This window comes from Streptomyces beigongshangae, from assembly GCF_019710745.1.
Taxonomy (GTDB): domain Bacteria; phylum Actinomycetota; class Actinomycetes; order Streptomycetales; family Streptomycetaceae; genus Streptomyces; species Streptomyces beigongshangae.
On the sequence record NZ_JAHKJW010000012.1, the window covers coordinates 65,957 to 91,693 of the forward strand.

The 25,737-nt window shown below is 73.6% G+C and carries 23 protein-coding genes; 13 read left to right on the forward strand and 10 right to left on the reverse strand.

Annotated elements, in window-relative coordinates; all coding sequences use genetic code 11:
- Positions 1-8: 8 nt before the first annotated feature.
- Entirely contained in the window at positions 9-383 is a 375-nt protein-coding gene (locus tag KM933_RS11815; RefSeq protein WP_221351057.1) for a PPOX class F420-dependent oxidoreductase, read from the reverse strand.
- Between the two features lie 100 nt (positions 384-483).
- Positions 484-1,500 (reverse strand): helix-turn-helix transcriptional regulator, encoded by a 1,017-nt coding sequence (locus tag KM933_RS11820; protein ID WP_221351059.1) that lies wholly within the window; start codon positions 1,498-1,500, stop codon positions 484-486.
- Between the two features lie 516 nt (positions 1,501-2,016).
- On the opposite strand from KM933_RS11820, the gene KM933_RS11825 reads away from it, so the two are divergent.
- A complete protein-coding gene (locus KM933_RS11825; protein ID WP_221351061.1) occupies positions 2,017-3,777 on the forward strand; it encodes a protein phosphatase 2C domain-containing protein in 1,761 nt (586 codons plus the stop codon).
- A gap of 3 nt (positions 3,778-3,780) precedes the next feature.
- Here the strand turns inward: KM933_RS11825 and KM933_RS11830 are convergent, their stop codons facing one another.
- Complete coding sequence (locus KM933_RS11830; RefSeq protein WP_221351063.1) at positions 3,781-5,250, reverse strand: helix-turn-helix domain-containing protein; 1,470 nt, start codon at positions 5,248-5,250, stop codon at positions 3,781-3,783.
- Between the two features lie 255 nt (positions 5,251-5,505).
- Between KM933_RS11830 and KM933_RS11835 the strand changes: the two genes are divergently transcribed.
- Positions 5,506-6,183 (forward strand): hypothetical protein, encoded by a 678-nt coding sequence (locus tag KM933_RS11835; protein ID WP_260333402.1) that lies wholly within the window; start codon positions 5,506-5,508, stop codon positions 6,181-6,183.
- 392 nt (positions 6,184-6,575) lie between these two features.
- Positions 6,576-7,076, forward strand: a complete 501-nt coding sequence (locus tag KM933_RS11840) for an ATP-binding protein (RefSeq protein WP_221351065.1) — start codon at positions 6,576-6,578, stop codon at positions 7,074-7,076.
- Between the two features lie 50 nt (positions 7,077-7,126).
- Here KM933_RS11840 and KM933_RS11845 read toward each other — a convergent pair whose 3' ends face one another.
- Complete coding sequence (locus tag KM933_RS11845; RefSeq protein ID WP_221351067.1) at positions 7,127-8,161, reverse strand: DUF2637 domain-containing protein; 1,035 nt, start codon at positions 8,159-8,161, stop codon at positions 7,127-7,129.
- Positions 8,162-8,533: 372 nt separating this feature from the next.
- Positions 8,534-9,448 (reverse strand): (2Fe-2S)-binding protein, encoded by a 915-nt coding sequence (locus tag KM933_RS11850; RefSeq protein WP_221351069.1) that lies wholly within the window; start codon positions 9,446-9,448, stop codon positions 8,534-8,536.
- A 620-nt stretch (positions 9,449-10,068) separates the two neighbouring features.
- Between KM933_RS11850 and KM933_RS11855 the strand changes: the two genes are divergently transcribed.
- Complete coding sequence (locus tag KM933_RS11855) at positions 10,069-10,815, forward strand: GntR family transcriptional regulator (RefSeq protein WP_221351071.1); 747 nt, start codon at positions 10,069-10,071, stop codon at positions 10,813-10,815.
- Positions 10,816-10,840: 25 nt separating this feature from the next.
- On the opposite strand, the gene KM933_RS11860 is transcribed toward KM933_RS11855, so the two are convergent.
- Entirely contained in the window at positions 10,841-11,620 is a 780-nt protein-coding gene (locus tag KM933_RS11860; RefSeq protein ID WP_221351073.1) for a hypothetical protein, read from the reverse strand.
- Between the two features lie 206 nt (positions 11,621-11,826).
- Complete coding sequence (locus tag KM933_RS11865) at positions 11,827-13,620, reverse strand: PucR family transcriptional regulator (RefSeq protein WP_221351075.1); 1,794 nt, start codon at positions 13,618-13,620, stop codon at positions 11,827-11,829.
- Positions 13,621-13,927: 307 nt separating this feature from the next.
- Here KM933_RS11865 and KM933_RS11870 point away from each other — a divergent pair, with 307 nt between their 5' ends.
- From KM933_RS11870 to KM933_RS11880, 3 genes are read left to right on the forward strand one after another with little or no spacing between them, the layout of a single operon-like run.
- Positions 13,928-14,815 (forward strand): FAD binding domain-containing protein, encoded by an 888-nt coding sequence (locus KM933_RS11870; protein WP_221351077.1) that lies wholly within the window; start codon positions 13,928-13,930, stop codon positions 14,813-14,815.
- On the forward strand, positions 14,815-15,417 hold the full coding sequence (locus tag KM933_RS11875; RefSeq protein WP_221351079.1) for a (2Fe-2S)-binding protein: 603 nt from the start codon (positions 14,815-14,817) through the stop codon (positions 15,415-15,417). Before KM933_RS11870 ends, KM933_RS11875 begins: the two co-directional genes overlap by 1 nt.
- Positions 15,408-17,804, forward strand: coding sequence for a xanthine dehydrogenase family protein molybdopterin-binding subunit (locus tag KM933_RS11880; protein WP_221351081.1), 2,397 nt, complete (start codon positions 15,408-15,410; stop codon positions 17,802-17,804). Before KM933_RS11875 ends, KM933_RS11880 begins: the two co-directional genes overlap by 10 nt.
- A gap of 34 nt (positions 17,805-17,838) precedes the next feature.
- Here the strand turns inward: KM933_RS11880 and KM933_RS11885 are convergent, their stop codons facing one another.
- Complete coding sequence (locus KM933_RS11885) at positions 17,839-18,498, reverse strand: ATP-dependent endonuclease (RefSeq protein ID WP_221351083.1); 660 nt, start codon at positions 18,496-18,498, stop codon at positions 17,839-17,841.
- Positions 18,499-18,695: 197 nt separating this feature from the next.
- Entirely contained in the window at positions 18,696-19,136 is a 441-nt protein-coding gene (locus tag KM933_RS11890) for an SRPBCC family protein (RefSeq protein WP_221351085.1), read from the reverse strand.
- 195 nt (positions 19,137-19,331) lie between these two features.
- Between KM933_RS11890 and KM933_RS11895 the strand changes: the two genes are divergently transcribed.
- The 3 genes from KM933_RS11895 (at position 19,332) to KM933_RS11905 (ending at position 21,933) form a co-directional block, all read left to right on the forward strand.
- Entirely contained in the window at positions 19,332-20,030 is a 699-nt protein-coding gene (locus KM933_RS11895) for a hypothetical protein (RefSeq protein ID WP_221351087.1), read from the forward strand.
- A 286-nt stretch (positions 20,031-20,316) separates the two neighbouring features.
- Complete coding sequence (locus tag KM933_RS11900; protein WP_221351237.1) at positions 20,317-20,964, forward strand: sigma-70 family RNA polymerase sigma factor; 648 nt, start codon at positions 20,317-20,319, stop codon at positions 20,962-20,964.
- 138 nt (positions 20,965-21,102) lie between these two features.
- Positions 21,103-21,933, forward strand: a complete 831-nt coding sequence (locus KM933_RS11905; protein WP_221351089.1) for a PRC and DUF2382 domain-containing protein — start codon at positions 21,103-21,105, stop codon at positions 21,931-21,933.
- Positions 21,934-22,101: 168 nt separating this feature from the next.
- On the opposite strand, the gene KM933_RS11910 is transcribed toward KM933_RS11905, so the two are convergent.
- Positions 22,102-22,806, reverse strand: a complete 705-nt coding sequence (locus KM933_RS11910; protein WP_221351091.1) for a TetR/AcrR family transcriptional regulator — start codon at positions 22,804-22,806, stop codon at positions 22,102-22,104.
- A 111-nt stretch (positions 22,807-22,917) separates the two neighbouring features.
- On the opposite strand from KM933_RS11910, the gene KM933_RS11915 reads away from it, so the two are divergent.
- The 3 genes from KM933_RS11915 to KM933_RS11925 all read left to right on the forward strand — a co-directional run bounded on the left by KM933_RS11915 (position 22,918) and on the right by KM933_RS11925 (position 25,688).
- Positions 22,918-23,883: an ATP-binding cassette domain-containing protein gene (locus KM933_RS11915; RefSeq protein WP_221351093.1), complete on the forward strand. Its 966-nt coding sequence runs from the start codon at positions 22,918-22,920 to the stop codon at positions 23,881-23,883.
- A complete protein-coding gene (locus KM933_RS11920) occupies positions 23,880-24,695 on the forward strand; it encodes an ABC transporter permease (RefSeq protein WP_221351095.1) in 816 nt (271 codons plus the stop codon). Before KM933_RS11915 ends, KM933_RS11920 begins: the two co-directional genes overlap by 4 nt.
- 147 nt (positions 24,696-24,842) lie before the next feature.
- Positions 24,843-25,688 (forward strand): DUF4097 family beta strand repeat-containing protein, encoded by an 846-nt coding sequence (locus tag KM933_RS11925; RefSeq protein ID WP_221351098.1) that lies wholly within the window; start codon positions 24,843-24,845, stop codon positions 25,686-25,688.
- Positions 25,689-25,737: the final 49 nt, after the last annotated feature.

Below are 25,737 nucleotides of genomic sequence, written 5' to 3' on the forward strand. Positions count from 1 at the left end.
GTCCCGTGCTACTCCTCCGGTTCCAGTCCCCAGCTGTGGATCCGCCGGGGGAGGATGCGGATCAGCTCCTCACTGAAGTGCGGACCCAGCGTATGGGGGCCGGTGAGGAGTTCGGCGTCCCCGCGGATGTCCACCCCGCGCACCTTCCACGGACGGACGCTGACGACGTCGTCCACCACCAGGGCGACCTTCGGGTTCTTCTGGAGATTGCGCCACTTCTTGGTGGCCCCCATCGCGTAGCCGCCGATGAGGATCGTCCCGTCGTCCTGCGGGTGGAAGCCGACGGGGTTCGCCTGCGGCTGGCCGTGCTGATCGACGGTGGCCAGCCGGCCCAGCCGCTGGGACTTCAGGTACATCCGCTCGGCCTCACTGAATGCGGTCATGCCAGCAGCCAAACACGGTTCCGGCGTCCCGCGCACCGGATCCCGTCCGCGGGTCCCAGGAGCCGCCCCCCCCCCCGGGGCTCCGCCGGCGGAGTGCGGATCACTCCAGCGGGCCCCGGGCCACCCAGCCCTTCTCGTACGTGTGCCAGCCGAGCTGGAGCCGGGTCGTCACACCTGTCAGCTCCATCAGCCGTTTGACCCGGCGCTGCACGGTCCGCAGGCCCAGCCCGAGCTGTTTGGCGACGCTCGCGTCGGTCAGCCCGGCGAGGAGCAGGGAGAGGATCTCCAGGTCGGTGCCGTCCGGCCCGTCCGGCTCCTCCTCGACGACCGTGCCCGGCGCGCCCGGCCCGCCGAGGCGCAGCGGCAGGGCGTCCCGCCACACGGACTCGAACAGGCCCGACAGCGATTCGAGCAGGCCGCTCGCGTGGACGACGAGGGCGGCGGGTTCCGGGGCCCGCGAGGTGAGCGGCACCATGGCGAGGGTCCGGTCGGCGATCACCAGCTTCGTCGGCACCGTGTCCACGACCCGTACACGCTCGTCGCGGCCGAGCGCGGCGGACAGACCGGCGATGCCGCCCGGCTGGTGCAGGACCGGCCGCTCGACGACCACGCGGTAGCGGACCCCGCGGCCGGCGGCCTGCTCCTCCGCGGCGTTGTCCGCCGCCGGGACGACCTCGGGGCTGCCGGTGACCAGGGCGCGGACCTCGTCGCTCGCGCCGAGCTGCAACTGCAGGAACCGCTGGGCGACCGCGGCGGCGCCGGTCACCACCTCGACCAGGTCGTGCGCGGCGGGCTCGGTGGCCTGGGCGCGGTACTCCTCGGCGAGCAGCGTGGCCGTCAGCTCCGCCCGGTCCAGCTCGTGACGCCGCTGCGCGAGGAGCGCGCCGAGCGCGACACCGGGCGGCGCGGCGACCCAGCGGCCGGGCCGCGCCGACGACCGGGCGGCGAGCCCGTGCCGTTCCAGCCCGCGCAGCGCGCGCTCGGTGTCGGGCTCTGCGCGTGCGAGCCGCCGCGCGAGGTCGGGCACGTCGGCGGCGCCCGCGGACACCAGCGTGCGGTACGCCGACTCGTGTGCCTCGTCCAGCCCCAGCGCGGCCAGACCCGTCGCTCCCAGCATGCGGCGACACCCTTCCCGAAGACCGGCCCGTGGCGGAAAACGGCCACGGCGCAGAACCGCCTCGGCACATCATCGCCGCACGGTCCGGGGGTCTGCCAGGGCGGTGGGGGCGGGTGGGGACGGGGGTGAGGGCGGGTGGGGACGGGTGGGGGCCGGCGAAGAGCGGCGAAGACCGGCGAAGACCGGCCAATGACGAGGAGAACGGCACCGGGGCGGATGAACGGGACGGCTGGTGGAACCCGCTCCGGGACCGGATCACGGCACGGCCCCGGCCGGGCAGGCCGCACTCGGGGCCGTACGGACCGGTGCCCCGCGCGCCGCCGGGGAACCGGTCGCCCAGAGCGTGACGCGAGCCCCGGTTCCCGACCGGAGCCGGGTCACACCGGCGCCGCCGGGCGGTTCTCCCGTGGGGGGTGGGATCGCCCGGCGGTCCCGTGCCGCGGCCCGCCCCCGCCCCCGCGGCCGGTTTTTCCCGATGCCCCGTTTCCATCCGGCCTCCACGGTGACAATTAGGGGATGAGCCAGCAGGGGGAGAGGCCGACCGGTCGTCAGGACGACTGGTGGGGGCAGCTGTACGACGACGCCACGGAGGACACCGGGCCGGCGCCCGCGTCCGACTCCCTGGACGACAGGTTCGTCTCGGCGACGAACACCCTGGAAACACCCACGCCCGAACAGCCCTCCCGCCGGGGCCGCGAGGAACACCACGCCCGACCCCCGCACCCCGCACCGGACCCGGCCCCCGGCGGAACGCCGACCGGGAACGTACCCGCGCAGGGCGGCACCCCTGTGCCCCCCGCGTCCTCCCAGGGGCGCGGGGAACGGCGTGACCAGCTCTCACGACCCGTACCGGACACACGACTCGGCGGGACGCCGACCGGTTTCGCGGAAAACGATCCTCCGCCCTGGTGGCCCCCGAGCGGCCCGGGCGCGGCACCCGCGGCGGGCAAGCCGCGGACGGCCGACCCGCGCGGCCCCGTCCCCGCCGCCCCGGACCCCGAACCCTCGCAACGCGGCGGCGGGTCCCGGCGCCGGCGGGCCCCCTGGGAAGCCCCGTCCGCCGAACCCCCGCGCCCGACCACTTTCCTCCCGGGACCCGGAGCGACGCCGTCCACCGGCATGTCCACCGAGGTACCGGGATCGGCCGCACCGACGTCCCGGCCGCCGACCGCCGCAGGGACGCCGACGCACGGGGACGCCCCCGTCGCCGGGCAGACGGCGGGCACGGGCACGGACACAGGTGCCGGTGCCGGCGACGCCCCCGCGGGCGCCCCGCCCGACCAGCCCTTCCAGTTCCCCGACACCCCCGATCCCCTCGGCCACGTCGGTTCCGGTCCGCCCACCTACGCCCCCGAACCCACCGCCCTGCCCTCCGCCGACCCGGACGCCCTCGACGACCTCGTGGCCGACACCGTGCTGGACGGGGCGTCGTACGGGACGTGCACCCTGCGCGCCGTGTCGGTGCGCGGGGACTCGGCGCGCTACCGGGGCGAGCCCCGCAGGGACTCCCTGCTCACCGCCCGCTTCGGCACGGGCGACGGCGCCCTCGTCCTCGTGGCGATGGCGACCGGCGCCCGCGCCACCCCCGACGCCCACCGCGCCGCGGCCGAGGCGTGCCAGTGGATCGGCAGGGCCGTGGGCCGCAGCCACGCCCGGCTGGCCGAGGACATCAGGGCCGCCCGCCGCGGCGACCTGAAGTCGGGCCTGCACCGCCTCACCGACCGCAGTCTCGGCAAGCTGCGGGCCGGTGCCGCGGAGCGCGGTATCGAACCGGAGGAGTACACCGCGAGCCTGCGCTGCCTCCTGCTGCCCGCCGACCCCGAGTGCCGTACGCGCGTCTTCTTCGGCGTCGGGGCCGGCGGTCTCTTCAGGCTGCGCGACGGCGAGTGGCAGGACCTCGAACCGCGCGCCGCCGACACCACGGGCGAGGCGGTCGTCGGCTTCGGCTCGCTGCCCCACGAGACCCCCGCGGGCGACCGGCTCACCATGGACCTGGGCATCACCACACCCCCGAGCCCCTACGAACCGGCTCCCGAGGCCCCGGCCCGCGACCCCTTCCGCTTCCGCGCCTCCGTCGCCCGTCCGGGCGACGCGCTCCTCCTGTGCACCGGCGGCCTCGCCGAACCCCTGCGCGGTGAACCGCGCCTGGTCGAGCACCTCACCTCCCGCTGGTCGGGCGACGGCCCGCCGGGCCTGGCCGCGTTCCTCGCGGACAGCACGGTCCGGGTCAAGGGGTACGCCGACGACCGGACCGCCGCCGCCGTCTGGGAGGCGTGACCGTCAGCCGGCGGGGACCCAGCGTCGCCGCGCACCGTCGGAACCGTCCGGGGCGTACCAGTAGCGCGGCAGCCCTTCGATGCCGCTCGTACGGAACGGACGGCCGCGGTCGTCGATGCGGACCGTGCCGGTGCGCCCTTCGGAGGACCAGTCGAGTTCGAGGTACCAGGAGCAGGCGCAGGTCTTCGTGCGCGCGGTGACCAGCAGCACCTCGGGGTCCTCGGCGGACACCCGGTAGGGCATGCGCACCGCCGGGATCGGTGTGCCGGTGTCGTTGCCGGGGACCGATCGGGCGATCGGGCGGTTCCGGTCCAGGTCGACGGCGAAGGAGCGGGGGGTGACCGCGCCGCCGCAGCCCTGGTCCATGGCGTAGACGTTGCCGGGTACGGGCGCGGTGCGGCCGACCACCCGCACCCGCAGCGCGGTGAGGACGACGGCCCTGGAGGTGCGGCCCTGCACCGAGATCTCCACGTCGGTCTGCCGCCCGTGCACGGCTGCCTGGGTCGCGGCCCAGGCTCCGGCGTCCTGCGGGGCGGGCGGCGGCGGGACCTGCCGCGGGTCCTTCCGGATGACGTAGTCGTGGTCGCAACCGGACTGCCAGACCTGCGAGTTCGCGGTCCAGGTGAGCGGTACGGCGCCGGGACCGCCGCCGTCCGGCCCGGTGTCCCGGGCGTCCTGCGGGTTTCCCGAGTCCCGCGCTTCCTTCGAAGGCACCGGAGGCACCCCGCCGCTGCCCCCGCCGGGGGACTCGGACGCCCTGCCGGTGGCGTCACCGGCAGGGGGAGAAGGGCTGGTCCCGTCGGCCGAGGAGTCCGCCGACGGGCGCTGCCGTGCGCCCGGGGCGACCGCCGGTACGGGGGACGACGGGCCGGCGGTCTCGGAAGCGCCGTCGGCGGGCCCGTCGGCGGGGAGGGCCGACAGACCGCCCAGCGTGGCGAACAGCGCGGCCAGGGCGGCGACGGCGACGGCGATCCGCCGCCGGGACGGGGTGCTCCACGGACGCGGGTGGGGGTGGGGACGGGAAGTACCGGATGTGCGCACGGCGGACGCGTCCCCCGCACCGGCTCCGGGGCCGCACTCGGGCTCGGGTACGGGCTCGGGTTGGGGTACGGGTACGGGCTCGGGTTCGTCGCGCCGGCCCGCGGGCGTGCGCGGACGCTGCCGTGCCGCGACCGCCAGGATCCACAGCCGGTGGAGTTCGAGCCGTTCGGCCGGCGTCGCCCCGCACAGCCTGGCGAACCGTTCCACGGGGGCGAAGTCGACCGGCACGGCGTCCCCGGCGCAGTAGCGGTGCAGCGTGGAGGTGTTCATGTCCGCCCGGCGCGCCAGGGCACCGTAACTGCGGTCCGTCCGTGCCTTCAGACGTCTCAGCAGAGCCGCGAACCCCTCGACGTCGTCGTCCCGAGTCGACACTGTTCCCCCGTGCTCGTCGTCGCCCCGGCCGGCGGGGCGTCTGCCGTCCCGGATGACCATCCCAGGCACTCCATATGTCTGCACGTCAAGGGGGATGGGATGGTTCCATCACGACGGAAACCCCGCCGCCGGTTGCGCAGGCCCCGAGTGGCGGCCGATGCTCTTGGTGCCGCACCGACCGCCGCCGGACCGACCAGCCGGCGACAGCCCACGGCGGGCCTCCGCGGCGGCATCCACACACCTGCCGGAACACACGTACTCGACATGCCCGGGCACACGAATCGTGCGGGGCACGCAGACACAGGGGGACCTCCCATGACCGACCGCGCCCGGACCATGACCGACCACGCCCGGACCGTCACGCTCACCGCCCTCGCCGCCGCGGGACTGGCCGTCGGCACGGCACTCGCCGGCCCGGCCGGTGCCGCGGCGGACACCACGACGAGGATCCCGGCACCCGCCCCCGTGCGGCAGGGCGTCGCGCCCGGGTTCCTCGCGGCCCCGGAACTGCCGCCGCACCCCACGTCCGCCTGGACGGCGGGTGAGGTCACCCCGGGTGTCCCCGGCGAACTGCTGCTCTGCCTGGAGGAGGCGCTGCCGGGCTACGACTCCTCGTACCGCGACTTCCGGACCGACCTGGAGACCAACGCCCAGCAACTCACCTTCGTCCTCGGCAGTCACGCCAAGGCCGGTGCCCTCGCCGAGCGGCTGAACGAGGAGATCAAGGGCTGCGCGGCCAGGATCGAGGCGGGCGACACCGAGACCGAGGCCACGACGAAGGACTACGGCACGCTGCCCGTCGAGGAAGGCGCCCACGTCCACGGGATGCACACCAGCAGCTCCTGGGGCTCCACCGACATCCACCTCTACTCGGTCGGCCGGGACGGCAGGGCCGTCACCGTCGTGCGGTGGGGCCAGATGGGCGACTTCTCCGACGCGCCGGTGAAGGCGTTCAGGAAGACGACGACCACCGCGGTCGGCAAGCTCTACTGACCGACCGGGAGGCCGGGACCGGCGGAAGCGGCCCGCGGTCGGCTTCCGACCGGTTCCGGAGCGGTCGCCGACCGGTTCGTGTACGGCCGGTGCGGCAGGTGCGCGTCGGCGGACGGGCCGAGCGCCGACGGTCGGCACGCCGGCCGCGCACCTCGGCTGCGGGTGGTGCGCCCCGCCGGGCCCTCCGTGACGCCTCGGGGTGCTTCGGGGTGCTCCGTGGCGCCCCGGGACGTTCCGGACGGATGGCGCGTTCCGGGCCGGTCCGGAACGCGGATGTCCCAACTGCCCGCCCACGAGAAGACGTTCAAGATTCGACATGACTGCCGCCATTCCGGACGGGGCATGCATTCCGTGAACGAGTTACAGGGGGAACCGACAGCTCGGCGGGGGTCATGAACAGGTATGCACGAGGAGGCGGTCCCGTTTTATCCGGGGCCTTCTCGGCGGAAACGGCGAAGACGGCTCAGGCCGTGGAGAACCCGACGGAGGGCACGCCCGGCCGGCAGGGCCCTTCACATCTCAGGCGCAGGCTGCGGCGCTGCGACCTCCGGGCGGTGCCCGAGGTCCGCAGGGCGCTGCGGGAACTGCTCACCCACTGGGGGAGGCCCGGCAGGTCCGAGACGGCGGAGCTGCTGACCAGCGAGATCGTGACCAATGCGCTCGTCCACACCGATGAGGAGGCGCTGGTGACGGCGACCGTCGGCCCGCGCGGACTCCGGGTGGAGGTACGGGACTTCGAGGCACGCAGGCCGAGGCTCCGCGTACCGAACGTGAACGACGGCACGCACGGCAGGGGCCTGGTCCTGGTGCAGTCGCTCGCGGACGCGTGGGGCGTACGCATGCACGGGGTGGGAAAGGCGGTGTGGTTCGAACTGGACGGGGGCGCGGCATGAACTGCCGCGCCCCCGTCCGGCGGAGGGCCGTCGAACGGCCCGGGTCCCGCTCAGCCGAACTGCTGCTCCAGGTCCTTCAGCTTGCGCTCCAGGGAGTCGAGCCGCGGGAGGGCCATGGTGTCGTCCTCCGCGGTGAGGTCGACCGTCGACGGCTCACCGCCGCGGCGGACGGGCTGCAACGAGGGCCGGGCGGCGCGTGAGGGCAGTTCCGGCGCTGCTATGGCAGGCTCCGCGGCGGTCTGGGGAGCCGCTTGGGCCGCCTGGAGTTCCGCCTGGCGGCCGCCGCGTCCGATCATTCCGCGGTGGCCGCGGGTGATCGCCTTGATCCGTGCGCGGTCCAGCTTCTCCTGGTCGCGCCGGCGCAGCCGGTCCTGCTCCTTCTCCCGCCTGTCCTCACGCACTTCCTCGACCGCCTCGTCCAGGCTGCGCACGTTCTCCAGCAGCATCAGCGACCAGGCGGCGTAGGTCTCACGAGGGGCACGCAGCCACCGTACGATCCTGATCTGCGGCAGCGGCCGGGGCACCAGACCCTGCTCGCGCAGGGCGGCACGGCGGGTCTGCTTCAGCGCACGGTCGAACAGGACGGCGGCGGACAGGGACATGCCGGCGAAGAAGTGCGGGGCGCCCGCGTGGCCGAGGCCCCGGGGGGCGTGCACCCAGTTGAACCAGGCGGCGGCGGCCGCGAACGTCCACACGAGTATCCGGGAGCCGAGTGCCGCGTCGCCGTGGCTGGCCTCGCGCACCGCGAGCACGGAGCAGAACATGGCCGCGCCGTCCAGACCGAACGGCACGAGGTACTGCCAGCCGCCGGACAGGTTCAGATTCTGCTCGCCGAAGCCGACCAGGCCGTGGAAGGAGAGCGCGGCGGCGACCGCGGCGCAGCAGAACAGCAGGACGTAGGAAGCGGTGCCGTAGACGGCCTCCTTGCGCCTGCGGCGTTCCTCCGAGCGCTCCCACGAGTCCTCGGCGTGGGTCTTCTCCCCGGCGCGCTTGCCACGCGCGAGCACCGCAACCGCCGCCAGCAGGCCCAGGAGCAGCACGGCGCCGGGTAGCAGCCAGTTCAGCGATATGTCGGTCAGTCTCATCTGGGGTCCCTTGCATTGGGATAGGGCGTGACGCCCGTCATAGTGGCCCAATCCCGCGGGTCCTCAGGGGGTTTCGGGGCAAGAGGCCGCCAGGAGAGTGCAAGGGGATGCGCATGGGCGGCATTCTCCTCGAACCGCCGCTTGAGGAGCAGGAGTTGAGTTCGAGTCAGATTACCCTTACGGGTGGTTCCACGGAAAGTTCCTGCGCCGGGTGAGGAATTCGTGAAGCAGTTGTGACCCGGGCGACCGCTTCCGCGAGTTGATCTTACGGGATGCGGAGGGGTGCGAACGCGGGGCCCGGCTCGCGGTCCGGGCCGCCCATGCGGTCCGGGCCGCCCATGCGGTCCGGGCCGCCCATGCGGTCCGCGCGGTCTACGCGGCCTGCATCGTCTGTGCTGCCTGTGCCGCTGCCGCCTCGGTGGCCTGGGCCGTCAGCTTCGCGATACGGGCGGCCTCGGAGTTGCGGGGGCAGTTGGCGCAGGTGTCCTCGGCGTCGAGGGTGTAGTAGAAGCAGCAGCTGGCCCGGTCCCGGGTGGGCAGGCACTGGCCGTTCGTACCGGTCACCTCGCGGAAGCCGGCCTTACCGACGTACGGACGGGTGGAGCCGGGGAACAGCCGCTCCAGCTCCACCGTCGCGCGCTGCTGTTCGCCCAGGAGGCCGGCGACGTACCAGAGGCTCTCGACGACCTCGTCCGTCGCCATGGCCCACAGGGCGCGGTCCCGGCGCCGCATGCGCGGGCCGAAACCGTTCAGGACCGGTTCCAGGTGCTCGGCCACGGACGCCCGCACCTCCGCGCGCAGGGCCTCCTCGTCCGGGACGACGCGGGCACCGGGCAGGGCCGCCGCCGGGTCGTCCGGCAGGCAGGCGAACTCACCCACGCGTACGGCGATGCGGCCGGGCATGCGCTGGAAGGTGACGTCCTGCACGGGGAAGCGGGGGACGCGGCGCAGCACGAACCACGGCACCGTGATCAGCAGACAGGCCGGCCAGGCGTACCGGTGCAGGCCGAAGCTGGCGACGACGTCCGGGCGGGCCCGTCGGCCGTGCTCGGCCAGCACCTGCTCGTCGTCCCAGGCGAGGAAGGCGTCGAGGTCGGCCCCGGCCTCCGCGAGCCGGGCGACGGCGAACATGCCGTCACCCGTCGGGGCCGGTTCGCCCGGGGCGAGCTCCGTGACCCCCAGGGCCGGCAACACTTCGGTCATCCGCGTGTACGCCTCGGTCAGCACCGAGTGGACCGGGTGCGCGACGGCACGGGGCGCTTTCTCGGCCAAGGCGGGAGCGGACATGCGGGGACCCCGTTTCGCGATCATCGACAGGTAAGGCTTACCTTACCCGATAGGGTCGCGGTTTACCCTGTCCCGTCGGGGTCGTACCGCGCCCCGTCCGTATTTCCCCTCTCCACCGCCCACCCCGCCAGGAGGCTCCCGTGCAGAAGCCGGACTCACGCGAGACACAGGGCCCGGCAGGCGCTGCGGGGCACTCCGCGGGCCGCAGCGTGCGGACGGGCGCCGGGGTGGCCCGTGCGGAGGAGGCCCGTGCCGGGGTCGCCACCGTGCGGATTCCCGCTCAGGCACGGTCGGAGGACGGTGCGCGGCAACGCCGGACGAGCCGCGACCGGGGCGCGCGGGACGACATCCCCGCGACAGCAGGCCCCGCGGGCCCCGCAGGATCCGTGGAGCCTGCGGCCGCCGCGCCTTTTGCCGGTCCCGGCGGGCCGGCGGCACGCGGCGAGCACACGCACGGCGAGATCCCGACACCCCGGCCGTCCCGGCCGCGGGGGGCGCGCGGGGGCGCGGGGGACGCAGAGGACGCAGAGGATGCAGGGGACATACCGGACCCGCAGCCGCCCGGCACCCATGACGGCCAGGGCACCCACGACGGGCAGGGCGCGCCGTACGGGCAGTGCGTGCCCGGGACCCGCGAGCCCTTCACGACCCCGGCCCCTGCCCCCGCCCCCGCCCCGGCTCCGTCCCTCGGTGCCGGTGCCGGTGCCGGTGCCGGTTCTGCCTTCGCCTCCGCCGCCCCCCGGCCCGTGATCCAGCGGTCCTCCGTCCGCGGTCAGGTCCTCGACGCCCTGCGGTCCGCCCTCGTCACCGGTGACCTCGCCCCTGGTGAGGTCTACTCCGCCCCGGCGCTCGGCGAGCGCTTCGGCGTGTCGGCGACCCCCGTGCGCGAGGCCATGCAGCAACTCGCGAACGAGGGCGCGGTGGAGGTCGTGCCGAACCGGGGCTTCCGGGTCATCCGGCGCGGAGCCCGGGAACTGGCCGAGCTCGCCGAGATCCGGGCCCTCGTCGAGATGCCGGTGATGCTGCGGCTGACCCGTACGGTGGCCGCCCCCTGCTGGGCGGAGCTGCGCCCGCTGGCGGAGGCGACGGTGACCGCGGCGGCCACCGGCGACCACGCGCGCTACGCCGAGTCCGACCGCGCCTTCCACGCGGCCGTCCTCGCGCTCTCCGGCAACCGCCAGCTGGTGCATCTCGCGGACGACCTCCACCGCCGCGCCCAGTGGCCCCTGGCGGGCGCTCCCGCCCGCCGCCCGCGCACCGACCTCCTGGCGGACGCCGCCCAGCACACGGCCCTGCTCGACGCACTGGCCGCACAGGACCTGCCGACGGCGCAGTCCCTCATCCGGAACCACTTCCCGGGCGCGTAGCGGGCGGGCACCGGCGGTCCCGCTCTCACGCAGTGGCCGCCGGCGGCGTCAGCTGCTCCGCCAGCCACGTCGGTACGCCCCCCAGGAGGCGGAACAGCCGGCCCGCCTCCGCACGCAGGCGGGACGCCTCCGGTTCGGACTCCGCGTCGGCGAGGGAGGCCAGCGCCGGAGCCGTGCCGACGAGGTAGCCCAGTTCCTCGCGGATGCGCAGGGATTCGGCGAAGCCGTGCCGGGCCTCCGCCAACTCGCCCTCGCGCAGCGCGAGTCCGGCGAGGTGGCGCCAGGTGAAGGACAGGAGTAGCGGGTCGTCGTGCGCCGTGGCGCCGGCATGCGCACGCCGGTAGGCGGCGCGCGCGGACTGCGGGGAGCGGGCGAGGTTCTCCGCGAGCAGGCCCCGCCGGAAGTCGAGCAGCGCCCGCCCCCGGGCGCCCGGCGCGATCAGGGCCGCCGCCCGGCCGAGCGCGGCCCGCGCCTCGTCGGCGCGGTCGCGGACCGCGAGCAGCGTGGACGCGTACGCGAGCTGCCCCCGCTCGCACGCCGCCGCGCCCCGCTCGTCGTCACTCCGGGCCAGCGCCTCCGCCGTACGCAGCGCGTCCTCCGCCTCCGCCCAGCCCTGTTCGGTGTAGAGGCACCGCTCGACGAGCAGCGAGGCCCGTTGCAGAGCGGCCGACGCCGTGTGCGGTTCGAGGAGCGCCGCCGCGTCGGCCCAGCAGGCACGCGAGCGCAGCCGCCACACCGCGGTCTGGAGGGGATCTTCGCCTGCGGTCGTTCCGTAACCAGAACCGGACATGGCGGGATGCGCCACGTTGCCCTCCCCGAGCACGCCATTGAGCTGTTGAGTGGTGGCGGCATCTCAGCACGAATCATCGCGCCCGGCCAAGGGGGCGGGTGAAGGATTTCACAAAGTCGTGGGACAGGGACGACACCCGGTGCCGCCCCCGGCCTCCCGCCGCACCCGGGCCCCGGGGGTCGCACCGTCCACGGCCGTATGACCTCACCGGCCGTGTGACCTCAGCTCATCCGCAACGCCAGGAAGAAGTCCAGCTTGTCCTCCAGCCGGGAGAGGTCCCGGCCCGTCAACTGCTCGATACGCCCCACCCGGTACCGCAGCGTGTTGACGTGCAGATGCAGCCGGGCCGCGCAGCGGGTCCAGGACCCGTCGCAGTCGAGGAACGCCTCCAGGGTCGGTATCAGCTCCGCGCGGTGCCGCCGGTCGTACGCGCGGAGCGGGTCCAGGAGCCGGGCCGTGAAGGCGCGCCGCACGTCGTCCGGCACGAAGGGCAGCAGCAGCACGTGGGACGCCAGTTCCTGGTGGCCCGCCGCGCACACCCGCCCCGGCCGGGCCGCGGCCACCCGGCGCGCGTGCCGGGCCTCCTCCAGGGCGCCGCGCAGCCCTTCCGCCGAGTGCACGGCCGCGCTGACGCCGAGCGTGAGCCGCCCGTCGCCGTCGAGCCCGGCCGACAGCGGATCGCGTACGGTCTCCAGGACCACCTCGGCGAGCAGCCCGGTCTCCGAGCCGTCGTGCTCCGAGGAGACGGCCGGCAGCGGTACGAGCGCCACGGCCTCCGTGTCCGTGTGGGCGACGGCGATCCGGTCGGACGGCCCGGGGCCCGACGACAGGGGGCCGACCAGGATCTCCTCCAGCAGGGCCTGCGCCACCGGGCCGCCCGCCGGCCCTTCGGTCCGTCGACCGCCGCCACCGCTGTTGTCGCCCTCGCCGTCGCCCGCGCCATCGCCGGATTCGGCCGAGGTCCCCGCGGGTCCGCCCGCCGCCCCGTCCCGTCCGTCCCACTCGATCCGGGCGACCACCACCTGCCAGTGCGGGGCCGCGCCGAGACCGGGCAGCAGCACGGGCGCCGCGACCCGCAGCCGCGCCGCGATCTCGGCGGGCGCGGCACCGGACTGCACCAGTTCCAGGATCTCCTGGGCGAGCCTGCGCCGCACGGTGCGCGCCGCGTCCCGGCGGTCGCGCTCCACGGCGACCAGCTGCGTGACGCCCTCCAGCAGGTCGAGCCGCTCGGCCGGCCAGTCCCCGGCGTCCGCCTCGACCGCGAGCAGCCACTCCGAGAACACCGTCTCGCGCACGTCGCGCACGTCGCGCACGTCCCGCGCACCCGCTGTGCCGCGCCCGCCGCCGCGGACCGGGAAGAGCGAGTACGTCACCGGGCCCACCGTCACCCGGTGCGGCCCGCGCCGGCCCGTGCGGGCCGCCGCCAGGTGCTCGCCGGCCAGTGTCGCGCGCACACCGGCGGGCAGCGGTGCCTCCGCGAGGTGCGAGCCCGCGACGAGGCGCCCGGTGGGCGAGAGCACCCAGGCCCGCAGGTCCAGATCGGACCCGAGCAGGTCCAGGACCACGTCCGGCCCGCCGCCCGCGGGCCCCGAGGTCATCATCCGCCGGTGCCGGTCCACCACGGCCGCCAGATCCCCCGCACGCTCACCCGAGACCTGCCGTACGACGTGCTCGGTGACGGTCGCGAACGCCACCGACTCGTTGACGGCGAACAACGGCAGCCGATGCCGGGCGCAGGCCGCCACCAGGTCACCCGGGACCGCGCCCAGCTCCGCCTCGCCCGCGCCCAGCGCCGTGACGCCGGCGGCCACGAGTATCCGTACGAAGGGCTCGGAGTCGGCGGGACCGCGGCGCCAGGCGAGCCCCGTGAGCACCAGCTCGCCGCCCGAGAGGTAACGGCTCGGGTCCCGCAGGTCCGTGGTCATCACACCCCGTACGGTGCGGTCCAGCTCGTCCTGTCCGCCGAGCAGCCGCAGACCCAGCGCGTCCGTGTCCAGCAGTGCGCGCAGCCGCATCTCGTCGCCGCCGTTCTGTCTCGAAATCCGTGGTGGGTGGGGTGGGTGGAACGGGTGGGGTGGGGGATGAGAACCGGCCCGGGCCGGGGCCTGCGCGCGGAGGCTGCCCGACGACCTCCGTTCATACGAATCTACAAGATGCGTGCCCTGGCCAGCCAACTCCTTCATGGTTTCGGTGACTGACCCGGATGGCGGAACGGGCTGTGTACTGACCCCGGTCCACGTGAACACCATAGGAACGAGTCGGTCCGCCGCACACGATCCGGCTCGGACAGCACGGCACCCGAGACGGAGAAGAGAGCCGGCCATGGACTTCCTTCGCCCCGCCAGCTGGGAGGAGGCGCTCGCCGCGAAGGCGGCGCACCCCGCCGCCGTGCCGATCGCGGGCGGCACCGACGTGATGGTGGAGATCAACTTCGACCACCGCCGCCCCGAGCACCTGATGGACCTGAACCGGATCGGCGAGCTGGGCGAGTGGGAGGTCGGCGAGGAGTCGGTCCGCCTGGGCGCCGCCGTCCCCTACACGGCGATCATGGAGCACCTGCGCGGCGAACTGCCCGGCCTGGCGCTGGCCTCCCACACCGTGGCATCCCCGCAGATCCGCAACCGCGGCGGAGTCGGCGGCAACCTCGGCACCGCCTCCCCGGCCGGCGACGCCCACCCCGCACTCCTCGCGGCGGGCGCCGAGGTCGAGGCCGGGTCCGTACGGGGCTCGCGGCTGATCCCGATCGACGCGTTCTACACCGGGGTCAAGCGCAACGCGCTCGCCGCGGACGAACTCATCCGGGCCGTGCACATCAGGAAGGCGGACGGCCCGCAGCAGTACTCCAAGGTCGGCACCCGCAACGCCATGGTGATCGCGGTGTGCGCCTTCGGCCTGGCCCTGCACCCGGCGTCGCGCACGGTCCGCACCGGTATCGGTTCGGCGGCGCCCACGCCCGTACGGGCCAGGACCGCCGAGGAGTTCCTGAACGCGGCGCTCGACGAGGGCGGCTTCTGGGACAACGGCAGGAGCATCACCCCCTCGGTGGCGCAGCGGTTCGCCGAACTGTGCTCCGCCGCCTGCAACCCCGTCGACGACGTCCGGGGCACCGCGGGCTACCGCCGCCACGCGGTCGGCGTCCTGGCGCGCCGCACGCTGGCCTGGACCTGGGAGTCGTACCGCGGCACCGCCGCGGCGGAGGGAGGCGTGTGATGCGCGTCAGTCTCACGGTCAACGGCCGTGCGCGGGAAGCCGACGACGTGTGGGAGGGCGAGTCCCTGCTGTACGTGCTGCGCGAGCGCCTGGGCCTGCCGGGCTCCAAGAACGCCTGCGAGCAGGGCGAGTGCGGCTCCTGCACGGTCCGCCTCGACGACGTGCCGGTGTGCTCGTGCCTGGTCGCGGCCGGACAGGCCGAGGGCCGCGAGGTGGTCACGGTCGAGGGTCTCGCGGCCCTCGCCGGGCGACGCGCGGCCCGCGGGGCGCCGGACGGGCCGGACGGGCCGGACGGGCCGGACGGGCAAGGTGGGCAGGGTGGGCAGGGTGGGCCGGGCGGTCCGCCCGGCGAGGGCGCAACCCGGCTCTCCCCGGTCCAGCAGGCGTTCGTCGACGCCGGAGCCGTCCAGTGCGGTTTCTGCACCCCCGGGCTGCTGGTCGCGGCCGACGAGATGCTGGAGCGCAATCCGGCCCCGACCGACGCGGACATCCGCGAGGCGCTCTCGGGCAACCTGTGCCGCTGCACCGGCTACGAGAAGATCATGGACGCGGTCCGCCTGGCGGCCGCACGGCAGGGAGAGGCGGTCCGGCCGTGCCCGTGAAACCCGCCGTCGGCACCCCCGCCGAGGTCACCCAGGGCTCCCGGACCGGCGGCGGCGTCGGCGAGTCCACCCTCCGCCCGGACGGCATCCTCAAGGTCACCGGCGAGTTCGCGTACGCGTCCGACATGTGGCACGAGGACATGCTCTGGGGCCAGGTCCTGCGCTCCCCGGTCGCGCACGCCGAGATCCTCTCCGTCGACACCGGCGAGGCGCTGGCGACCCCCGGTGTCCACGCCGTCATGACGTACGACGACCTGCCGACCGGGGTGCGGACCTACGGCCTGGAGATCCAGGACACCCCCGTCCTCGCCCACGGCCGGGTGCGCCACCACGGCGAGCCGGTGGCGATCGTGGCCGCCGACCACCCCGAGACCGCCCGGCGCGCCGCCGCCAGGATCAGGGTGGAGTACCGCGAACTCCCGCTCGTGACCGACGAGTCGAGCGCCACGGCCCCCGGCGCGCCGCTGCTCCACGAGGACCGCGCCGACCACCGTGCCGGCCACGTCCCGCACCCCAACGTCGTCCACCGCCAGCCCATCGTCCGCGGCGACGTCGCGGCGGCACGCGGGCGCGCCGACTTCGTCGTCGAGGGCGAGTACACCTTCGGCATGCAGGACCAGGCGTTCCTGGGCCCCGAGTCGGGCCTCGCCGTCCCCGCCGAGGACGGCGGCGTCGACCTCTACGTCGCCACCCAGTGGCTGCACGCCGACCTGCGCCAGATCGCCCCGGTGCTCGGCCTGCCCGAGGACAAGGTCCGGATGACGCTCTCCGGCGTCGGCGGCGCGTTCGGCGGCCGCGAGGACCTGTCCATGCAGATCCACGCCTGTCTGCTGGCGCTCCGCACGGGCAGACCGGTCAAGATCGTCTACAACCGGTTCGAGTCCTTCTTCGGCCACGTCCACCGGCACCCCGCCAGGATCCACTACGAGCACGGGGCGACGAAGGACGGCAGGCTGACCCACATGAAGTGCCGGATCGTCCTCGACGGCGGCGCGTACGCCTCCACGTCCGCGGCGGTCGTCGGCAACGCCGCGTCCCTGTCGGCCGGCCCGTACGTGCTCGACGACGTCGACATCGAGGCGCTCGCCCTCTACTCCAACAACCCGCCCTGCGGCGCCATGCGGGGCTTCGGCGCGGTCCAGGCGTGCTTCGCCTACGAGGCGCAGATGGACCGGCTGGCCGACGCGGTCGGCATGGACCGGGTCGGGTTCCGGCAGCTCAACGCGATGTCGCAGGGCACGGTCATGCCGACCGGTCAGCGCGTCGACTCGCCCGCCCCGGTCGCCGAACTCCTGCGCCGCGTCAAGGCGATGCCCATGCCGCCGCGGCGGCAGTGGCTCGCCGCCGGTGAGCAGGCGGACGTCCGCGAGCTGCCCGGCGGCCTCTCCAACACCACCCACGGCGAGGGCGTCGTCCGGGGGGTCGGCTACGCGGTCGGCATCAAGAACGTCGGCTTCTCCGAGGGCTTCGACGACTACTCGACCGCCAGGGTGCGCATGGAGGTCGTCGGCGGCGAGGCCGTCGCGACCGTCCACACCGCGATGGCGGAGGTCGGCCAGGGCGGTGTCACCGTCCTCGCGCAGATCGCCCGCACCGAGCTGGGCGTCGTCCGGGTGACGATCCAGCCGGCCGACACCCGGGTGGGCTCGGCCGGTTCGACGTCCGCGTCCCGGCAGACGTACGTCACCGGCGGCGCCGTCAGGAACGCGTGCGGGCTCGTCCGCGAGAAGGTCCTGGAGCTCGGCCGCCGCAGGTTCGGTACGTACCACCCCGCCTGGGCCACCGCCGAGCTGCTCCTGGAGGGCGGCAGGGTCGTCACCGACGGCGGCGAGGTGCTGGCCGATCTGGCGGACGTGCTCGGGGACGAGGCCGTCGAGGTCGAGGAGGAGTGGCGGCACCGGCCGACCGAGCCCTTCGACCTGCGTACCGGGCAGGGCTTCGGGCACGTCCAGTACTCGTTCGCCGCGCACCGCGCCGTCGTCGAGGTGGACACCGAACTGGGCCTGGTGAAGGTGGTCGAACTGGCCTGCGCGCAGGATGTCGGCAAGGCGCTCAACCCGCTGTCGGTCATCGGCCAGATCCAGGGCGGCACGGTCCAGGGCCTGGGCATGGCGCTGATGGAGGAGATCGTCGTCGACCCGGGGACGGCGAAGGTCAGGAACCCGTCCTTCACCGACTACCTCATCCCCACGATCCTCGACACGCCGGACCTCCCCGTGGACGTGCTCGAACTCGCCGACCACCACGCGCCGTACGGGCTGCGCGGCGTCGGCGAGGCCCCGACCCTGTCGTCGACCCCGGCCGTCCTGGCGGCGATCCGCGACGCGACGGGGCTGGAGCTGAACCGGACGCCGGTCCGGCCGGAACACCTGACCGGCACGGCCTGACCGGCACGGCCTGACCGGCACGGTGAGCCGGCGCTCAGAGGTGGGCGAGGAGGCGTTCCAGCGGGCGCGGGGTCCGGTCGAGGTCCAGGCGCGCGACGAGTTCCCGGGCGTACTGGGCCTTGCGGCCGGCATGGGTGCCCATGAAGCGGTGGAGGAGCCGCTCCTCGGTCCACCCGCGCTGCGCGGGCTGGTTCCGGAACGTGCGGAACGCCCGCGACTCGCCCTGCTCCCCGACGACCCGCTGGACGGCGTCGGTGCCCAGGGAACGGATCAGCTCGTCCTCCAGGTCGGCGTCGCACAGGTGGAAACCGAGGGACTCCAGTCCGTCGGCCGTGAGACCGGAACCGAGCCCGGCCCGCTCCAGCGCCCGCCGGAAGAACCGCTCCTCCGCGGCGTCGCACAGGCCCGCCAGCCGGATGCCCAGCCCCCGGGGCCCGCACAGGTCGACGAACCTGCCGATGCTGGTCGCGCCCCCGAGCGGCACGACCGAGACCCCCTCCTCGTCGAGGTCCCGCCCGTGCCGGGCCGCCAATGCCTCGACGGCGGCCCGGTCGCTGCCGCCCTCGACGAGCACGACGGTACGCACCCCGGCGCCGGCCGCCGACTCCCGCGCGGCCGCCTCCGCCCCGGCCGCCCCCGCACCACCGGCCGCCCAGCCGACGACCGCCCGACGGAACCGTCCCGTGTCGTTCATGCCCCCAGTCTCGCAACCGCGGGCGCCTGCGCTCCACAGACTTTCGACGGGGCGAACCGCGACCGCGGACGCCGCGCCGGATCACCCGTGACGCACCCATCCGTGACGCGCCCATCGATGACACGGCCCACCCGTGACGCGGCCCACCGCGGGCGGGCGTGCGCCCCCCGTGGGGCGTCGTCCCGCTTCCCGCGTTCTCACGGGCGCGTCAGCAGCCCCTTCACCGCACGGCCGAACATCCATCGGCCCGCCCGCTCCAGCAGCGGGTCGAAGACGCGTGGCAGCCCCCGTACGCCCAGCTCCTCGCGCCACACCACCTGCGCACCGCCCCCGGGCTCCGGCCGTACCTCGATCTCGGCCCAGCCGACGACGGGGCGGCCGCGTTTGACGAGCCGGCACAGGCCGGGGGCGCCGTGATGCGGCGGTCGCCACACGACGACCTCCATGCGGTCGTCGAAGGCCACCGGGCCCACACCGGTCCGGGCCACGAACACGGTGCCCGCCCCGCGCGGCGGCAGCGTGACGACGCGGACCCGCGTCAACGGCACGACCTCCGCGTGCCGTTCCCACACGGTGAGCCGCCGCCATGCCTCGTCGGCACTCAGCGGGGTGTTCCGGCGTACGAGGAAGAGAACCACTCCGGAATCGTATGCACACGGAAGCGGCAACGCGCCGCAACCGCGGTCCGACCCGCCCCCGTCGGTCCGGACACCACTGGGGTTCCGGGCCTGTCCTGTGCTCTGGATCACGTGCTCCGCGTTGAGCGGGGAACGGGGGCAATTCCCGTACCTCACCACGACACCCGTACGGCGAATGCGAGGATGAGGCCCGTCATGACTGCTGGGTGGGGTGTTCGCACGGTGCGGGCCGCGGTGTTCGCGGTCGTCTGCGTGCTGCTCGCCGCCCTCGGCCACGTGATGATGTCCGGCTCCCCGGTTGCCTGGTGGGCCATGGCCGCCGGGACCGCGGCGACGGGCGCCGCGGGCTGGTGCCTGGCCGGCCGGGAGCGCGGACTCCCGCTGATCGTGTCGGTGGTGGTGGTCACCCAGGGCGCGCTCCACTGGTCGTTCTCGCTCGCGCAGTCGGCGACGGGACCGGCCGCCCCGGGCGCGGGGGCGGAAGCGGGCTCGGTCCACCGCCACTCCTCCATGGACGCCGTGGACGCCATGGACGTGGGGCACATGGGTCACGCGGGCCACATGGGCTCCGGTCACCTGGACGCGAGCCCGGTCGGGCACGCCGTGCACGACATGGACGCGGCGTCCTCGCTGGGCATGCTCGCCGCCCACCTCCTGGCCGCGCTGCTGTGCGGTCTGTGGCTGGCGTACGGCGAGCGCGCCGCCTTCCGCATCCTGCGCGCGGTGGCCGGACGGCTGGCCGCGCCCCTGCGGCTGCTGCTCGCGCTGCCGACACCGCCGCACCGCCCGCGCCTCCACGTCCGCCGCGGTTCCTCCGACCGGTCGCCGCGACGGCTCCTTCTCGTCCACGCCATCACCTCCCGGGGTCCGCCCGTGGGGACCGCTGCCATCTGAGACAGCCGGATCCCCGAGGTGCCGCCCCGCGCGCCTCGGGCCCCGGCCGTACCCCGGTACGGCCGCACCCCCTCGCCGGGCCGACGCGCGTCCGCGCGGCCGGTCCGGATCACGGATGACCCGAGAAGGACACCTGGTGATCACTCCTGCCCCGCCCGTCCCACGCGACGGAAGCGACAGCAGCAGCAACCACAGCGACAAGATCAGCAGCAACAAGATCAGCAGCGGCGAGAACAGCAGCAGTGGGAACAGCGGCGACGGCGACGGCCGCCCGCGCGGTGCGCGCATCCCGCGGCGGCCGGACGCCGCCGCCGAATCCGCCGACGAGTCGATAACCGCCTGGGCGCTGGCCGCCCGGACCGGTGACCCGGACGCAGTCGAGCGGTTCGTGCGCGCCCTGCACCGTGACGTCGTGCGCTACGTGGCGTACCTCTCCGCCGACCCCCAGGCCGCCGACGACCTGGCCCAGGACACGTTCCTGCGGGCACTCGGCAGCCTGCACCGGTTCGAGGGGCGCTGCTCGGCCCGCACGTGGCTGCTGGCCATCGCACGCCGCGCGGTGGTCGACAGCCTCCGGTACGCCGCCGCCCGGCCGCGTCTGTCCGACGTACCGGACTGGCGGCTGGCGGTCGAACGGGCCCAGCCGTGCGGCCTGCCCGGCTTCGACGAGGGGATCGCGCTCCTCGACCTGCTGGCCGGGCTGCCCGACGAGCGCCGTGAGGCGTTCGTCCTCACCCAGCTGATGGGGCTGCCCTACGCGGAGGCGGCCGAACTCAGCGGCTGCCCCGTCGGAACGGTCCGCTCCCGGGTGGCGCGCGCCCGGGCGACGCTCATCGGCCTGCTCGCCGAGCCGGACCCGCCCGCCGGGACCGGCTCGCCCTCCGGGGCCGGTGTGTTCGCCGGGGCCGACGCGCCCGCCGCCCTGGCCGCCTGACGGCAGGGGGTGCCGGCCACCGGGGCCGGCACCCCCGCACCGGTCACCTCTTTCACAATGTCTCCTATGTGATGTTTCGTACTTCTGTGACCAGGTGACCCGGACAGCACACCGGACCCAGAAGGGGAGTGCTGAAGGATGATCACCCAGGAGCAGATCCCGGCCGTACTGGAACACCCCGTGTACGACGCCGACGGCAGCAAGATCGGGGACGCCAATCACGTCTTCTTCGACGACGTGACCGGTCAGCCGGAGTGGGTCAGCATCAAGACCGGCTTCTTCGGCACCAGCGAGTCGTTCGTACCGCTCCGGGAAGCGGTCATGGTCGAGGACCACCTGGAGGTGCCCTACCCGAAGGGCAAGGTCAAGGACGCGCCCCACGTCGACGTCGACAGCGGCGGCCACCTGTCCGAGACGGAGGAGGTCAGGCTGTACGAGTACTACGGCATGGCCTGGGACGACGCCTGGCAGCAGGCCAACCAGCCCGGCGGAGGCGGCTGGGCACACTCCGGGATCGCCGACACCACCGACACCGCCGGGGTCGTCGGCACCACGGGACAGGACATGCCGTCCGCCGGGGACGAGGCGATGACCCGGTCCGAGGAGCACATGCACGTCGGCGCCGAGCGGTACGAGGCGGGACGGGCCCGGCTGCGCAAGTACGTGGTGACGGAGGAGGTCCAGCAGACGGTGCCCCTGCGCCACGAGGAGGTGCGCGTCGAGCGGGAGCCGATCACGGACGCGAACCGGGGCGACGCCATGGCCGGCCCGGAGATCACCGAGGCCGAGCACGAGGTCACCCTGCACGCGGAGCGCCCCGTGGTGCACACCGAGGCCGTCCCGGTGGAGCGGGTGCGCCTGAACACCGAGGAAGTCGTGGACGAGGAGACCGTCACGGGCGAGGTCCGCAAGGAGCGGATCGCCGCCGAGGGCGCGGAGGACGAGGAGAGGGGTCGCCCGCCCCTGTAGCGGGCACGCGGAACGGTCGCGCCCGCCCCACCGATGGGGCGGGCGTCCGCATCCGCCGACGGCCGGGCCGTCAGGACCGGTCACCTGCCGTGCCACCGGTCACCTGCCGCGCCGCCCGGGTCCGTCGAAAGGCGCGGCGTGACCACGGTGGGCGCGGCTGCGCCGGCCCTACTCCGCCGGGACGAGGATCCTGCCGAGCCGGACCGACAGGCCGTCGAGGACGACACCGAGCCCGAACTCGAGTGCCTCGGTGCGCGCGGCGCGCGGATCGGCGTTCAGTCGGGCCTGTTCCGCCGTCCTCGCCTGCAGACGGGGGAACTGGGCCACGATCTGGTTGGCGTGGGTCATGGCCTCCTGCAGCCTTAGCTGCAGTTTCTCGTCGTCCTTCCCGTTCTTCCCGTCCTTCATCATCATGGTCTGCGTGGAGTCCTGGTACGTCGCGCCGATCACGAAGGTGAAGAGCGTGTTGACCGCCCAGTCGAGGTCGGTCCTGGTGAAACCCGCGGCTTCGAAGATGGCGTAGCAGTGGTCCTGGTAACGGGCCATTCCGGCGCCGTAGGCCAGGCAACTGGGGACCGCGGGGATCAGCCAGTGATGTGTGACGCCGAGCGCGTAAGTGCTGCGCGCCAGCTCGACGGCTGCCTGCCGCCACCCCACCCGCACGGGGTCGAGCATCGAGATCTCACTCCAGATCCGGTCGCTGGCCAACGCGATCAGATTTTCCTTGCTCTGCACGTGCCAGTACACCGACGTCGCGGCCGAGCCCAGACGCTGGCCCAGTCGTCGCATGCTCAGACCGTCGAGCCCTTCCTCGTCGAGCAGGTCGATGGCGGCACTGACGATCTGAGCCCGGCTCATGGTTCGACGTGTCATGTGCCAAGCCTAACTTGAACACTGTCCAAGTCGCACTTGCACACCGTTCAAGTCCTGTCGTACGGTGTTCAAGTCGCAACTTGAACACCGTACGAGAGGAGTTGGGCGCAGATGAACGACACCCAGGACGTACCTGCCGTGTGGGTGCGGGGGTTACGTAAGTCCTATGGTGCGAAGGAGGTGCTGGCAGGCATCGACCTCGACGCGGCGGCCGGCAGTGTGTTCGCCCTGCTGGGGCCGAACGGCGCGGGAAAGACAACCGCGGTGCACATCCTCAGCACCCTGATCCAGGCCGACGAGGGACAGGTCCGTATCGCCGGCCACGACCTGCGGAAAGAGCCGAACGCCATCCGTTCGGCCATCGGTCTCACCGGCCAGTTCGCAGCGGTGGACAGGCTCCTCACCGGTGAGGAGAACTTACGTCTGATCGCCAAGCTCCGGCACCTCGACCGGACGGCCGCCCGCCGCCGGATCGACGCCCTGCTGGAGTTGTTCGAACTCGGTGACGCGGCGAAGAAGCCCCTGCACACGTACTCCGGCGGTATGCGCCGCAAACTCGATCTGGCCCTGACCCTCCTGGACCAGCCCCCGATCATCTTCCTCGACGAGCCCACGACCGGCCTGGATCCCCGCAGTCGGCAGGCCATGTGGGACATCGTCCGCGACGTCGTGGCCCAGGGGACCACGGTTTTCCTCACCACTCAGTACCTCGAGGAAGCAGACCGGCTCGCCGACTGGATCGCCGTGCTCGACGGCGGCACGATCGCCGCCGAAGGCACCGCCGACCAGCTCAAGGCCCGAATCGGCAGCGGCCGCATCGAACTGCGCTTCCCCGACACCGGCACCCTCGACGCCGCGATCCGGGCGGTGCCGCGGTCGACACGCGGGGAGGGGACGCTCACCCTCACCGTTCCCATGGAGGCCACCGGCACGCATTCGATCCGGACCGTGCTCGACCAACTGGACCGGGCGCGGATCGAACCACTCGCCCTGTCCGTGCAGACCCCCAATCTCGACGATGTGTTCCTCGCGCTGACCGGCACGACCGGCAAGAAGGAAAGGAGCGTCACCCGATGAGCGGCGCCACCCTCGCTCCGGCCGCGCGCAGTACGGCCTCACACCCGTTCAGCGACGCGCTCACCATGCTCGGGCGCAACCTCAGGCGGATGCAGCGGGACCCGTCCCAGGTGATCGTCGTCGTAGCCCTGCCGGTGATCTTCCTGCTGTTGTTCGTGTACGTCTTCGGCAACACCCTCGGGGCCGGTATCGGGACCGGCGGGACCGACGCCTACCTCGAGTACGTCGTCCCGGGCATCCTCCTCATCGGGGTCGCCGCCGGTGCCCAGGGCACGTCCGTCTCGGTGAACACCGACATGACGGAGGGAATCATCGCGCGCTTCCGGACCATGGCCATCGCTCGCGGCGCGGTGCTGACCGGCCATGTCGCGGGCGCCATCATCCAGACCCTCCTTGGCATGGCCGGAGTGCTGGCCATCTCCCTCCTGCTCGGTTACCGGCCTGCCGCGGACGCCGTGGACTGGCTCGGCGTGGCCGGTGTGCTCACCATGGTCGCCTTCGCCCTGAGCTGGCTGGCCGTGGCGATCGGCACGTTCGCGAACTCCGCGACGATCGCCAGCAACCTGCCCATGCCGCTGGTTCTGCTGCCGTTCCTGGGCAGCAGCTTCGTCCCGGCCGACTCGATGCCCGACGGAGTGCGCTGGTTCTCGGAGTACCAGCCCTTCACACCGTTCATCGAGTCCGTCAGGAGCCTGCTCGACGGCACGCCCGCCGGCGACGACATCCTGGCCGCTGCCGCCTGGTGCTGCGCGATCGCCCTGCTCGGCTACGTCTGGGCGCTGGCTCAGTACAACCGCAGGTCCATCCGGTAGAAGCGGACTTCCCGAGGGCGCCCCCCGGGGCACAGCGGATACCGCCGGCATACGCGTTTCCGAGCAGCTGGAGCCGACCAAGCAGCCGATGTCCCGCTCGTCCCGTCGTTCCGGGATGCCTGCCGGACATCACGAGAGGGGAAAGCCATGCCCGTTTTCGATACTCCCGAACCGATCTCCGTCACTCTGGAAATCGGTGTCGGCGACGTGCAGATCACCGCCGAGGACCGGACCGACACCATCGTCGAGGTGCAGCCGACCGACGGGACCGACGGCTCGGACATGAAGGCATCCGGCCGGGCAAGCGTCGAGTACGACAACGGTGTACTGACGATCAGGACACCGAAACCCCGGACGATCGACTTCTCCCGGAAGACCCGCTCGGTGGACGTGACGATCGTGCTGCCCGCCGGCTCACACGTTCGCGGCAAGGCATCGGTGGGGGACCTGCGCTGCTCCGGCCGCCTCGGGGAGTGCAGGTTCAGGACATCCGTCGGACATGTCGAACTCGATCACATCGGTCCGTTGCACCTGGGCACGGCCGGCGGCCACATCACCGTGGGACGGGTCGACGGCGACGCCGAGATCAGCACCGCGACCGGGCGGATCCGCATCGGGGAGATCGACGGCGCGGCCGCGGTCAAGAACTCCAACGGCAGCACCGAGATCGGCAGGGTCACCGGCGACCTCCATGTCCGCGGCACCAACGGCGACATCTGCGTCGACCGCCCCTCGGGTCTCAAGACCGATGCCGAGACCGCCAACGGCAGCATCCGGGTGAGCGAAGTGACCTGCGGTGCGGTCGTGCTCAAGACATCGTCCGGTGATCTGGAGGTCGGTATCGGTGCGGGCCGTCCGGCGAGGCTGGACCTGGCCACCGGATACGGGCGGGTGAACAACACGCTGGACGGTGCCGACGAGGCGCCCGGGGAATCGATCGATGTACAGGCACACACCTCCTACGGAGACATCACGATCCACCGCGCCCTGTGAACGGCTCCGGGCAGCAAGAGCAAGGAGGACACCTCCGTTCGGTCGTACC